Genomic DNA, 12878 nt, shown 5'->3' with positions numbered 1-12878 from the left:
ACATAATGTCTATATTTCCTCACTTACTCACAGCCACATTCCATGTTATCCCCGGGTTATCCACATTATCCACAAACTTATTCACAGCATATCAACTTTATTTTCTTGCTATACGAGAAGATCATCAGATTTATCCACTATATCCACAAATGTTAAAACATTGTTTTGCACATTGATTTATAACTTTACATCTCACTGTCCTAGCCTCAAACCCGGAACACCATTGAGATTTAAATCAGATATATCGCCTCCTAAGTACTGGTAATAGGCACGGCACGCTATCATGGCAGCGTTATCAGTACATAAAACCGGCGGCGGGTAAAATAGTGTTGTTCCCCGCTCTGCTGCCCGTTTGCCAAGCTCGTCACGAAGAGCTGAATTTGCCGCTACGCCTCCGGCCAGTACAACTTGTCTTACACCCGAGTGTTGTACAGCATGCATAGTTTTATTAACAAGTACTTCCACTACTGCTGCTTGAAAGCTAGCCGCCACATCTGAAATATTCACTGTCGCACCACGCTGGGCAGCATTATTCAAGTAGTTTAGCACTGCCGATTTGAGGCCGCTAAAGCTAAATTCATAATTTTCCTCACCACGAGCCCCTCTCAGCGCCCGCGGAAAAGCGATAGCGTCTGGATTGCCGCTTTTGGCCGCCTGATCAATGTATGGACCACCGGGATAGGGAAATTTCATGATCCGGGCAATTTTATCAAATGCTTCTCCGGCAGCGTCATCCCGCGTCTGTCCTAACAAAATAAATTCGTCATAATTCCTCAAATGTATCAGGGATGTATGTCCGCCTGATACTACCAAGGCAATAAAAGGCGGCTCCAAATCCGTATGCGCCAAAAAATTGGCAAAAATATGCCCCTCCAAATGGTTAACTCCTACTAGCGGAATATTAGAGGCAAATGCCAGAGCTTTTGCTGCCGCCACCCCGACAAGAAGGGCGCCAACCAACCCCGGTCCATACGTAACGCCTATTGTATTAATATCGGCCAAAGTGATCTTTGCTTCAGCCAAAGCTTGGTCTATTACCGGAATGACATTTTCGATATGTTTGCGGGAAGCGATCTCCGGTACTACTCCGCCATATTTTTGATGCAATTGTATTTGAGAGGAAATAATGTTGGATAAAATCTGGCGCCCATTTTTGACAACTGCTGCTGAGGTTTCATCACAACTGGTTTCAATGGCCAGAGTCAGATGAGTATTTGTTGTTTCGTAGTTTTTCCGGTTAGACTCAACTTGCAAGACAACCGCCTCCGTATCTACTAATTATTACATTGAGTTTATTATGTATTGAATCTTTTCATGTAAGCCAAATTATGAACAGGACGAGTCAAATAAATGCGTCCGGAAAGGAGGTAATATGATGGCACGCTCGAGAAAACCTGTTAATCCGACTGCGGAAAACGCACTTGACAGCATGAAATTGGAAATCGCCAACGAGTTGGGTATATCCGAGCGCGTGCGTACCTCAGGCTGGGCTACTATGACTTCTGCTGACTGTGGTCGCGTGGGCGGTCAGATGGTTCGTAGGATGATTCAACAGTATGAATCTACCCTGCAATAGTGTAAGGCAGATATCTGTAAAACCAGGGCGGCTTTGCCGCCCTGCTCTACTTTGTCACCATTTTATCAGTTCATGCATAAGTTACAATACACAATCACCCTTAGCCACGCGAGTGGCTTTTTTTTTGAGTCTGCTTCAAAACGCCCATCTGCGTTGTTGCTCCTGCGGACGCTCACTCCACGTACTTCTCTGTACTGTTCCGCTCACGTCCCCGCACAAACTATTATGCTAAGCCAACCAAATCAGAATCGTCGTCGCGCCCGGTCTGTTAATGCTAACTTATCTGTAGCAGAAAACTAATCGGCACGATGCAGGCCATATGCAACGGGGGCATCTGAACATTTTGAAACAGACTCCCTAATTAAGGTTACGTGTTTCTTGAAACACGTTTTTATTATAATTTATCCAGCCACATGATAAGTGCATCTTCCTGGGTATCTGTATAATAATTCGGACGTATACCGCGTTCAACAAATCCCCGCCGTTCATAAAGCCGTCTGGCCACAATATTGGATGGACGAACTTCTAACGTCATGCAATTAGCGCCTTGACATTTGGCTTGCTTAATGAGTTCCTCCAGCAGCCGGTGGCCCAAGCCGCATCGGCGATGACCAGGGGAAATGGCAATATTGGTAACGTGAGCTTCATCCACAATTATCCACATACCGGCATAGCCAACTATTTTAGACAAACCCTCGCAATTAGCAACAACTACCAGGTAACGAGCCAGTTCGTTGTATATCATCTCTTCTTCAAATGCCGTCCGCGACCAGGGTGTCAGGAAGGACTGACACTCCACGGCGTGTACGGCATCAATATCGTCAACGACCATTCTCCTGATCAGAAATTCTTCCATGTTTTCACCTTTCACATAAAGCCTGCAAGTATTGACTCAAACCATGGACTGCCTCGAACTGCTTAGAAATCGTCAGATGCAAGGCGCATCGAGAACCGGAACGGAGGCGTACTGGTCGTACGCCGGAGTGAGGACCGCAGAGGCAACGAAGCAGATGGCGGTTTATAAGCAGTTCCCATCTTTTTGGCTGAATACTTGTGCTTGCCGTTTTTCCCATAATTCCTCCGCTTCGGAGCGCCTGATGTACAGCGGTTCTAACGAATAAACATCATGGGTTACCCCATCTCTCAACATTTTTTGGGCCAAAATAGCTGCACTACCGGCCCGGGGCATAATGACATGAGGCAACAACGGCAAATTAATTTCTTGGCGATACATTACCGCAGCCTCTCCCATGATAAAGGTAGGTTGCGGCAAATTTTTCATTTCGTCTTTTGCCTGCGCAAAAGGCACTACCCGGGCAGGCATGACTTCACACAGCTCACCGTCCCGCCATTCAAATATTGCTTGGTACACATTGCCTTTCTGCGCGTCCAGCATTGGCGACAAGTATACTCCCGGCAGCGGGCAGGAATAAGCCAACGCTGCGAGAGTCGGCACTCCCAAAATAGGTATTGCAAGAGCGTAAGCCAACGCTTTTGCGGTAGCAAGTCCAATTCTCAGTCCGGTGAAGGATCCAGGTCCAATACTCACAGCTATAGCTGCCAGCTGGTCACAGGTTATTTCCGCCATTGCCAAAATGCTTGCAATGTGAGGCATCAACTGTTCAGAATGCGTCTTCCTGACTTGAAGTGTCAACTCGGCAATAAGAGTTTCAGGCGTAGCCACAGCTATACTGGACACTAGAGTTGCTGTGTCAATCGCAAGTACATACTTATCGATTTTGATTCAACTCCTTACACAGTTTCTTATACCGAGTACCATATCCCAATAAAGTTAATTGGCGACGTTCGTCGCTATGAGCCTGAATCTCAATCCAAAGGTACTCGTCAGGAAAGTAATCTCTAAAACGATCCGGCCATTCAATAATTATCAAACCATTAGCCGAAAGATATTCATCAAAACCGATATCAATAAGTTCTGCGGCAGATTCCAGACGGTAAAAATCAAAATGATAGATATTCAGGGCAGCACCGGTTGCATCCTTTCCCTGATATATATTCATTAAGCTAAACGTCGGACTGGTCACAATTTCCTCTACTTCCAGTCCGGTGGTTATTCCTTGAGTCAATAGCGTTTTCCCGGCACCCAGGTCACCGGACAAACATACCACATCGCCTGCTCTTAGCATTCTGCCAAGACTCTGCCCAAATTGAAAAGTGGTGTCCGGCGAGACAGTCTCAACAACCATAGTATCCCCCTTAATCAGTCCTGAAGTGATTGTAGCCTCGTGGTTCAATTTTTTCGGTAGTACCATCAGGATATATCAGTATTACTTCATCTTTGGCTTCAGTAACTTCTCCTATTAGAATTAGACGCAATTGTTCCTGGTGACGAAGTCTCTCAAATTTATCCGGTGGCATAGTCACGAGCAACTGGTAGTCTTCACCGCCGTATAAGGCATAGTTAAGCGGTATTTTTGAAAACTTGGCGGCAGCTTGTATTGCTTCTTGGGACAGAGGTATTCTGTCAGCATATAAGACCATTCCAACTCCGCTGGCTTTGGCAATCTCGTGGGACTCGCTCCCCAGTCCGTCACTAATATCATTCATGCTGGAAGCTCCGGCAGCGGCTAACAGTTGCCCAAGCTTGACCTGAGGACGCGGCGTAAGATGACTTGTCACCAGCGGCCGGGCAAAATCGAATTCTTCCCAGCATTCTGTATTTAAGATATCCAGGCCGGCGGCAGAATTCCCTAAGTTTCCCGTTACTATCACTACATCACCGGCTTGCGCTCCGGAGCGCTTAACCAGATTTGCCGGTTCAACTTCTCCGGTTAAAACAACGTTGATAACCAACCCCTGAGGGCTGGAAACAGTGTCGCCGCCCACGATATTTACACCGAATTCACGGCAGATTTCTTTCATTCCTTGATATAGGTTGGCAACAAACTCGACCTGAGTATTTCTTGGCAAAGCCAGAGACACCGCCGCCTGTCGCGGTACGCCACCCATGGCGGCAATATCACTTAAATTTACGGCAATTGCCTTGTATCCAAGTTGCCAAGGTGTCGTTGTTTTTAAGTCAAAATGTATGTTTTCCACTAACATGTCGGTTGTTAAAAGTTGGAGTTGCCGCGCCGCAGGTAAAAATACCGCGGCATCATCACCAATTCCAACTACCACTGTTGCCGGATCGTTTATCGTATCAGTTGCCAGCAAACGTATAAGTCCAAACTCACCAACTTGTTCCAGCTGCAAAAGTGCAGTCACCTCCACACAGTAGTAGTTATGAGAACCATACCAGACCACTAGGACTTAAGCACCTGACTTTATTTTCTGCCTGCAGTAATTATTTCCTGCATGGCTAGTATACCACAGCACAAAAAAAAGTTGTATTTGGTCGGAGGAATTCCACCTGCCTCGGAGTAACGAAAAGCAGCCTTAGCCATTAAGTAGCTAAAGCTGCTTTTCTATTTTTCTATTATCTATCGTTTTATTATGTTTTCTGTTCTGCCTAACGGCTCGCTGGTATCCAGGTGCCCGGCGATAGTATCAACTTTTTTGCCTTCGACTAATATTTGCACCTTTTGTATTTCCGGAAACTCGGTCAGAGTGTCGACAATGGCGCCGACTGTCATTATTTCTCCCGTGGAACCTCCTGTATGGTTTTTCACCAGCGTTTCATCAAAATCCACATAAGCTATATGGTCTTTAACTTTGAAGTTCTTCAACTTGGTCCCGCTGGGAATAGGGCTAACCAATTCTTGGTTTTTAGTGCCCTTGAGCAAGATTTCCATCGCGGTACGGGCAGGTTGCTTGCCAACGGTTGCCTTATCCAGCTTATGCACCTCAGGAACTAAATACATTCCGTCTTTGGAAGAATAATAGACAGTAATTTGTACAGTACCGTGTTCTGACGTTCCGCCGGGTTGAGAGTCAAGACCCGAAGCCGGTGTTTGGGATGAACTGTCCGGCACTGTCTGGGATGTGGGAACATCGCCACCGCTACACCCGGCTATTATCACGCCAAGCAACAACATTGCGGCCAGTAGCAGCAATCTAGTTTTATAAAGCATTATTCCCCACCTCTCAATCTCGCCGCCTGACTAAAAAATCGCTCCAGACCATTTACAATCCCTGATGATATTTTCTGCTGAAAATCAGGTGAGTTTAACAGCTTTTCTTCCTGCGGATTGGAAATAAAACCCAGTTCGACCAGTGCCGCCGGCATACGTGTATTTTTAACCACGTAGAAATTGGCCGGATTGGCTCTACGGTCCTGCAATTGTCCAGCTTCAATTAAACTGGCTTGAAGAGAGCGCGCCAGCATTGCATCATACAGGGTTTTCGAATAATAGTATGTGGATGTCCCGCCTGCTGACCGGTCAGTGAAGGAGTCGGCATGGATGCTTAAAAATACATCAGCCTTACGGTTGTTGGCAACAGTCGTCCGGGCTTTCAGCTCATTTACCGCACTGGCATTGGGTCCGTATACGTCCCGATCGTTTTGGCGAGTCATGACCACTACCGCACCGGCTTTTTCCAAAAGGTTCTTAACATTGTTCGCAACTGCAAGGGTAACCATTTTTTCTTGTGTCTTACTAGGTCCGATAGCACCGGGATCAGAACCGCCATGCCCGGGATCAAGAACAATAACCTTATCTTTCAGACCGGCAGTAAACGAAAAATTTGGTATCGGAAGAGGCTTGTTGATATCAACAACAACCCGAAAAGATTTATTAGCCTGGTCATTGCTGGGTAATGTAAAAACTTTATAGCCATTATCCTCAATGGTCGTAGACAGGTCAAACACTATTTTGGTAATATTATCATTGGCATTGGCAGTAACACTAACTTTGTCAACTATCTTACCGTCAAAGGCAATATTATTATTTATTGTTCCCGGTTTTGCCCCTTTTATATTCACTACCAGGCGGGGAGTAGGAGCAGAGATAATCGTTCCATCCGCCTCAACCGGCCCTGAAGAATCCATCACTACGCGAACCATGTCGGTTCCAGCGATAGAATCAGTGTGATTCGCCCAGCGAATATTTGTAATCTCAATATTCTTGCTGGTCTCGGACGAACTACCTGCAGCATTCGGCTTAAGAGCCGAAGCAAGTGTTACCGCTTTGACTTCAGGTGCCTTGGTAGCCTGCGATGCACCGGATGCTTTGGCTTCAGCCGCCAGAACTCCAGGCATCATAAGCCACATGGCTAACAAAACCCACACAATTAAACGCTGCACAAAGGCACCTCCTGTTCCCGCTATTTCCCCCCATTATCTGCACTACCTGAAAGATATTTTCGCGGCAAATGTCAAAAATCCTGCAGGGCTTAGGGTAAAAAGCCTGTAAAAATTATGTGAATTGCTATATTTGTAGATTATTTATTATTTTTTTCCAATACTTGTTTTAGCAATGCATCGGCTTCGGCTTTAGCCTGCCGGGTAGCGTCTTCATTAATAACTATTTCAATGTCTATGATATCACCTTCCGACGCTTCCGGCAGATGGTGCCGGGGCCAGATTACAACACTGTCCTCCTTATCAACTAACAATAGTACCGCTTTATTACTCTCAAATCTGTCAATAACCGCCTGTAATTTCATATTTCTATTTCTCCTTGGAAATTTGATAGGACTTTCCATCGCTGGTAATGGTCACAGTGCCGTCGGTATCGGTCCGATATACTTTTATTTTCCGGTCGGCATACTTCTTTAGTGTTGCAGGATGCGGGTGATGATACTCGTTGTTTACACCCGCTGAAATAATAGCAACTTCAGGATTGACCGCCCGGAGAAAAGGCATGGATGAAGATGTACGGCTGCCATGGTGGCCGCTTTTTAGAATAGTACTGTTTAGTCCGGAACTATACTTTTTAAGCATGCGGTCTTCTGCCGGCTGCTCAGCGTCCGCCGCCAAAAGCATTGAAAAGCCGCCAAAAACCAATTGCGTCACTATTGAATTATTGTTAAGATCAGAATCAGATCCGGTGATAAAAGGCTTGCCGGGAGCCAATACCTTTAATGTCACCCCGCCGCCTAAGTCAATAAGTTCCCCGGCCGTTACCACTTTAAAAGGAATGTTTTTTTTCTGAACTGCCCCTAAATATTGACGATAAAGACCGGAAGTAGTTGTTTGTCCACTGTCAAAAATCTGTTTTACCGTAAAAGTTTCTAATAAACCAGGCATACCGCCTAAATGATCGGCATGAGGATGGGTAATAATTACCTTGTCTAACGCACTTATCCCCTGATTCCTCAAATGAGCGAGCAGTTTATCCCTAGCCGGAATATCCCCAGTGTCAATCAGTACCGTCTGTTCCGGTGTACGTATAAATATAGCATCCCCCTGGCCCACATCCAAAACTTTGACGGTAAGCGGCGCTCCCCCGCCTGCCTGGCCTACTCCGCAACCCGCAATTGCCAGTGAAGCAACAATACATGCTACGACCAACAGACCTGACATTAATCTCTTAAAACTCAGCATTCTTCTCCCCCAAATCGGTTCCTACTACCAGATTGCTCGAATACGAATACTATAAACATAACATGCTACCTGGCGGATACAACATATGTAATCATTCCTACCGAACTTATCCAAGGACCGTGTCTCTACTTAGGTTACCAAATGCCGCGAACTGCTTAGAAATCGTCAGTTGCTAGGCGCGACGAGGACCGGAACGCAAACGTACTGGTTGTACGTTGGAGTGAGGACCGCAGAAGCAACGACGCAAATGGCGGTTTATAAGCAGTTCCCCCCTTTAAGCCGAGAGTTAACAGCAAAACTAAAAATAGGCAGTATGCCCGCCTATAAAGTCAAATAAGATATTTTAAAGTTGTATTAATCCGAGACTGATCCGAATAGCTTCGTCTACCTTCCCCATGATTTCTTCACCCAAGTGAGTGACTTTTTCTTTAAGGCGCCGCTTGTCAATCGTCCTTAACTGTTCCAGCAAAATAACTGAATCTTTATCTAAATTATACAGCTTGGCGGTTACTTCCACGTGTGTCGGCAATTTAGCCTTTGAAATCTGAGACGTAATAGCAGCAACAATAACAGTCGGACTATACTTATTGCCCACGTCGTTTTGTATAACCAGTACCGGTCGGTGTCCTCCCTGTTCAGAGCCTACTACAGGACTTAAATTGGCATAATATATGTCCCCGCGTTTCACGATCATGATTTTATTCACTCTCCGCAATCAGGCCGGGCATCATTCCAAATGTCTCTACGTCAGCCAGCAGTCCTTCTTCGGCAAGAGCCAAATTGATAACTGCCATTTCCTGATAACCTTTCTTCATCATATCCCGAACAGCTTTACGTTTCCGCTCTTCGATATACAGCCTCATGGCCTCCCTGACAAATTGACTACGACTTAACTTATCCATAGCTATTATGCCGTCTACTTCCTGTAACAACGTGTTCGGGATACTAATCATTATACGCCTCAATTCTGCCACACCATCACCCCCGCCAGTATGCAGCCATTCGATATAGTAATATTATATAAGTCTTGATAGAAGAGTGTCAACTTTTTTATATACTTTTCTTCTGCTATATGCTTATGACTATTATTACCAATCAACACCATATTGAATACTTTGAATTGCCGCCGGCAAAGCATTGAGTAAATCGCCGGCGACCAGCCCGATCATGCCGGATTGGGCAGCCATATCCCCGGCAAATCCATGTACAAATACCCCTAAAATTGCTGCGTCGTGACTGGATATACCCTGCGCGATTAATCCGGCAATTATGCCGGTAAGAACGTCGCCCGTACCGCCGGTAGCCATACCGGCGTTGCCGGTGGTATTGATGAATATTTCGCCGTCAGGAAAAGCAACCACTGTAGCAGCGCCTTTCAATATCAGAATACAACCCCATTCGGCAGCAAAACGACGCGCCACTTGCATCCGGTCCCTGTTTATATCCAATATGGACAGGCCGGTCAAACGGGTCAATTCCCCCGGATGCGGCGTCATTACAGGCAGTGCAATGCAGTCTGATAATATGCTTGTATATCCTTCCAGCGCGTTAATTCCGTCCGCATCAATCACCAAGGGGCACTGTGCTGTGGAAATAATTCCCCGAACGGTAGCGGCTGTTTCATCTTCCCTGCCCAATCCTGGACCAACTGCCAATACATTGCTATCCTTGGTCATTTCAACTATTGCCGAAAGACTTTCGTGACTAAGACCCCCTTTTTCTGTCTCGGGCAGTGGCGCAGTCATAACTTCTGTTAATTTGATTTCCATTATAGCGTTTAGACCTGCTGGTATACCTAATGTAACAAGTCCCGCCCCGGCGCGAAGCGCTCCCATTGAAGCCATAGCCGCCGCCCCGCTCAGCCCTACACTGCCCGCAATTACCCCTACCCGGCCGCTGACTCCTTTGTGTGCGGTCGGATTACGTTTAGGAAACAGGGCACGGGCCAGATTTAAGGTAATTATATTCTGTCGAATTGTGTTATCAGATAATATTGCGGCAGGAATGCCAATATCAGCTATTGTTAGCTCTCCGGCATATTCCGCACCAGGGTACATGAAAAGGCCAGGTTTGGGCAATGCGAAAGTCACCGTGTGAGTTGCCTTCACTGCAGTTCCTGAGATTTGCCCGGTGTCCGCATTCACTCCTGAAGGTATGTCTACTGCAATTACCGGCTTACCTGATTGATTGATGATATCAATTGCCTGGGCCAAGTTGCCGGTAATTTCACCGTGAAAGCCTGTTCCAAGAAGGGAGTCCACTATGCAGTCGGTTAAATTCAGAGCAATTTTCAGCTTATTCCACTCACGCGTACCGGCGTTTTCCTTAATTTCCAAGATTTCAAGCCTCATTTTGAAAATAATATCCAAATTAGTTTTGGCATCTCCGGATATTGCACTTCTCTCACCAAAGAGATATACCTTTACTTTTGCGTCTCTATTCGCTAAGTGTCTGGCGATCACGTACCCATCCCCGCCATTGTTACCTGTTCCGGCTAAGATACAAACTTTTTTATCGGAAACTGCTTCTAATACAGCCTCTATGCGCCTAACAACTTCCACGCCGGCATTTTCCATTAATACAACTCCGGAAATGCCGTACTCATGTATGGCCGCAGAATCAGCTTCACGCATTTGCGCCGCTGTTGCCACTTTCATTATTATCACCTCGCCAAAGTATAACCTGAGCCGCAGCATATTCGCGGGTATGAGTCAAAGACAGATATATTTGAGTAACACCGGTTTCCACAGCCATTGCCGCGAAACTTCCGCACAACCTTACTTTAGGACATCCTTTAACATCAGGCAGTATTTCAATATCTTGAAATGTCCCGCCAGAAAAGCCGGTGCCAAAAGCTTTTGCAACAGCTTCCTTGCCGGCAAAGCGGGCGGCATAGGATTGAACTCTTTGGACGTGGCGGCTTTCGCAATATTCCTGTTCCCTGGGAGTAAAGACACGGGCTACGAATTGCCGATGCTGAATTGCCTTCTTAATACGGTTAGTCTCTACTATATCGATACCAGTTCCGAAAATCATTGGTAACTCACCTTTATATTACTTGTTCTATAAATTATTGTACCACAAATGGAAAATAAAAGCATAGGCTAGCAGTTCGCTTATTCCCTAAAGATAAAAGAATCCTGCGTAATGCGGGATTCTTTACCTTTTATAGATTATATGTAATAAACGTCGCCAAAATTACATACGGTAGTTTCGCTGGACAAATACTTCTACCCGGCGGTTGGTGGAACGACCTTCCTCTGTATCATTTGTTACGATCGGACGGTATTCACCGTAGCCGGTAGCGCTAAAACGTTCAGATTTAAGCGTTGGCTCCTGCGCAAGCAAAAACTTCATAAAGTTGACGGCCCGTTTGGAGCTTAACTCCCAGTTGGAAGGAAATTCAAAAGTATTAATAGGTACATTATCCGTATGCCCGGAAACAGATATTTTTTGACTGATTGGGAGTAGCATTTTCGCGATTTCAGCCCCCAAGCGGAGAGATTCAGGACGAAGGTCGGCACTGCCGGATGGAAATAACGCAGTGTCCCGAATGCGAATCAACAGCCCTTCTTCGGTAAGCTGAGTTGTCAAAACCCCGCCTAAACCGTTATCCCCAATGTAGCGGTCCAGTTTCTTTTTAATTTCGGCAAGCAGGGCGGTTTCCTGCATATATTTGTCGCTCAGTTCGTTTATCGTCCCCATGATGGAGGTACTCTGCTGACTGGGCGGCTGCTGTTCGTTTGGTGTTTTGACTAGGCTTGAGCTGTCAAAAACCGAAGTACCGCCGCTAAATGCAGCACTAAAAGACTGCGCCATCTGTTCAAATTTTTTCTGATCAACTTGGGCCGAAGCAAACAATACAATGAACAGAGCCAACAGCAACGTCAGAAGGTCAGAATACGGGATAAGCCACGTTTCGTCCGCATGCTCCTCATGAGGCGCACCGTGATTCTTCTTATTCATTATGTTTCCTCCCGCGGTTTCAAAAGGGCACGCTCAGCTTGGGGAATGAAAACCATCAGTTTGGCTTCAATAGCCAACGGAGAATCTCCTGCCTGTAAAGACAATATGCCTTCGATCATCATCCGCTTAATTTCAATTTCTTCTCTCGACTGTATTTTAAGCTTATTTGAAAAAGGATGCCACATCACATATCCTGTAAATATCCCCAAAAGAGTGGCCACGAAGGCGGCGGCAATGGCATGTCCAAGTTTATCCATTTCATCCAGGTTGCCCAATGCGGCAATTAAACCGACGACTGCGCCCAAAACGCCCAGAGTCGGTGCATACATGCCTGCCTGAGAGAAAATCAACGCTCCGGCACGATGGCGCTCCTCCATCGCCGCAATATCCGCGTCTAATACATCCCGTACAAAATCGACGTCCATGCCGTCAATAACCATGTTCATGCCGTTTTTCAAAAATGGGTCCTTAATATCTTCCAGACGGCTTTCCAATGCAAGTATGCCCTCACGCCGGGCTATTTGCGACAACTCGACAAACATTCTCAAGAGTTCAGCCTTAGGTATATGTTTCTGCTGCTGGAATAGTCTTTTCATCAAAATGGGAAACTTCTTGATTTGAGCTAATGGAAAAGCATTAAACAAACTGGCGGCCGTACCCACAATAATGATCATAAAAGCTGCCGGATTGATCAAAATTGTTAAGTTAGCCCCTTTATACACCATCCCTACCGTGACAGCCGTAACGCCAATAACAATACCTACTAATGTTGACATCTCCAAAATTTTTGCCTCCCATCAGATCGACTCGAAAATCGACACTGAAATTGATATCTCGCAATTTATGACAATAATAACGATAATTCTATGAAATTTAAAAAAGTCCTGC

At 45.9% G+C, this 12878-nt stretch carries 16 protein-coding genes; 1 reads left to right on the top strand and 15 read right to left on the bottom strand.

Going from position 1 to position 12878, the window contains the following annotated elements:
• Positions 1-192 precede the first annotated feature (192 nt).
• A complete protein-coding gene (gene tsaD, locus MAMMFC1_RS14740) occupies positions 193-1254 on the bottom strand; it encodes a tRNA (adenosine(37)-N6)-threonylcarbamoyltransferase complex transferase subunit TsaD (RefSeq protein WP_232035470.1) in 1062 nt (353 codons plus the stop codon).
• Between the two features lie 121 nt (positions 1255-1375).
• Here tsaD and MAMMFC1_RS14735 point away from each other — a divergent pair, with 121 nt between their 5' ends.
• Positions 1376-1576: an alpha/beta-type small acid-soluble spore protein gene (locus MAMMFC1_RS14735; RefSeq protein ID WP_126310632.1), complete on the top strand. Its 201-nt coding sequence runs from the start codon at positions 1376-1378 to the stop codon at positions 1574-1576.
• Between the two features lie 394 nt (positions 1577-1970).
• Here MAMMFC1_RS14735 and rimI read toward each other — a convergent pair whose 3' ends face one another.
• The 14 genes from rimI to motA all read right to left on the bottom strand — a co-directional run bounded on the left by rimI (position 1971) and on the right by motA (position 12772).
• Positions 1971-2447 carry a ribosomal protein S18-alanine N-acetyltransferase gene (gene rimI, locus MAMMFC1_RS14730; RefSeq protein ID WP_324332429.1) on the bottom strand — a complete coding sequence of 159 codons (477 nt, stop codon included), beginning with the start codon at positions 2445-2447 and terminating at the stop codon, positions 1971-1973.
• 147 nt (positions 2448-2594) lie between these two features.
• The gene (tsaB, locus tag MAMMFC1_RS14725) at positions 2595-3314 is read right to left on the bottom strand and encodes a tRNA (adenosine(37)-N6)-threonylcarbamoyltransferase complex dimerization subunit type 1 TsaB (protein WP_126309209.1); all 720 of its coding nucleotides are present in this window, start codon (positions 3312-3314) and stop codon (positions 2595-2597) included.
• Entirely contained in the window at positions 3307-3783 is a 477-nt protein-coding gene (gene tsaE / locus MAMMFC1_RS14720; RefSeq protein WP_126309208.1) for a tRNA (adenosine(37)-N6)-threonylcarbamoyltransferase complex ATPase subunit type 1 TsaE, read from the bottom strand. The genes tsaB and tsaE overlap by 8 nt, the downstream gene beginning before the upstream one ends.
• A 10-nt stretch (positions 3784-3793) precedes the next feature.
• Complete coding sequence (thiL, locus tag MAMMFC1_RS14715; protein WP_126309207.1) at positions 3794-4792, bottom strand: thiamine-phosphate kinase; 999 nt, start codon at positions 4790-4792, stop codon at positions 3794-3796.
• A gap of 227 nt (positions 4793-5019) precedes the next feature.
• A complete protein-coding gene (locus MAMMFC1_RS14710) occupies positions 5020-5610 on the bottom strand; it encodes a GerMN domain-containing protein (RefSeq protein ID WP_126309206.1) in 591 nt (196 codons plus the stop codon).
• Positions 5610-6782, bottom strand: a complete 1173-nt coding sequence (locus tag MAMMFC1_RS14705; protein WP_232035469.1) for an N-acetylmuramoyl-L-alanine amidase — start codon at positions 6780-6782, stop codon at positions 5610-5612. Before MAMMFC1_RS14705 ends, MAMMFC1_RS14710 begins: the two co-directional genes overlap by 1 nt.
• A 137-nt stretch (positions 6783-6919) precedes the next feature.
• Complete coding sequence (locus MAMMFC1_RS14700) at positions 6920-7144, bottom strand: DUF3006 domain-containing protein (protein ID WP_126309205.1); 225 nt, start codon at positions 7142-7144, stop codon at positions 6920-6922.
• Positions 7145-7148: 4 nt separating this feature from the next.
• Positions 7149-8024 (bottom strand): ComEC/Rec2 family competence protein, encoded by an 876-nt coding sequence (locus MAMMFC1_RS14695; protein WP_174234381.1) that lies wholly within the window; start codon positions 8022-8024, stop codon positions 7149-7151.
• Positions 8025-8367: 343 nt separating this feature from the next.
• Positions 8368-8718: a type II toxin-antitoxin system PemK/MazF family toxin gene (locus MAMMFC1_RS14690; protein WP_126309204.1), complete on the bottom strand. Its 351-nt coding sequence runs from the start codon at positions 8716-8718 to the stop codon at positions 8368-8370.
• 4 nt (positions 8719-8722) lie between these two features.
• Complete coding sequence (locus MAMMFC1_RS14685; RefSeq protein ID WP_174234380.1) at positions 8723-8998, bottom strand: CopG family ribbon-helix-helix protein; 276 nt, start codon at positions 8996-8998, stop codon at positions 8723-8725.
• 114 nt (positions 8999-9112) lie between these two features.
• Positions 9113-10681, bottom strand: coding sequence for an NAD(P)H-hydrate dehydratase (locus MAMMFC1_RS14680; RefSeq protein ID WP_126309202.1), 1569 nt, complete (start codon positions 10679-10681; stop codon positions 9113-9115).
• Positions 10650-11060, bottom strand: a complete 411-nt coding sequence (acpS, locus tag MAMMFC1_RS14675; protein WP_126309201.1) for a holo-ACP synthase — start codon at positions 11058-11060, stop codon at positions 10650-10652. Before acpS ends, MAMMFC1_RS14680 begins: the two co-directional genes overlap by 32 nt.
• Positions 11061-11222: 162 nt before the next feature.
• On the bottom strand, positions 11223-11990 hold the full coding sequence (locus MAMMFC1_RS14670) for a flagellar motor protein MotB (protein ID WP_126309200.1): 768 nt from the start codon (positions 11988-11990) through the stop codon (positions 11223-11225).
• Positions 11990-12772, bottom strand: a complete 783-nt coding sequence (motA, locus tag MAMMFC1_RS14665) for a flagellar motor stator protein MotA (RefSeq protein WP_126309199.1) — start codon at positions 12770-12772, stop codon at positions 11990-11992. The genes MAMMFC1_RS14670 and motA overlap by 1 nt, the downstream gene beginning before the upstream one ends.
• Positions 12773-12878 lie beyond the last annotated feature (106 nt).

This window comes from Methylomusa anaerophila (assembly GCF_003966895.1).
Classification (GTDB): Bacteria; Bacillota; Negativicutes; order Sporomusales; family Sporomusaceae; genus Methylomusa; species Methylomusa anaerophila.
The sequence above is the reverse complement of the archived record's forward strand: the minus strand, read 5'-3'. Positions and strand labels throughout refer to the sequence as shown.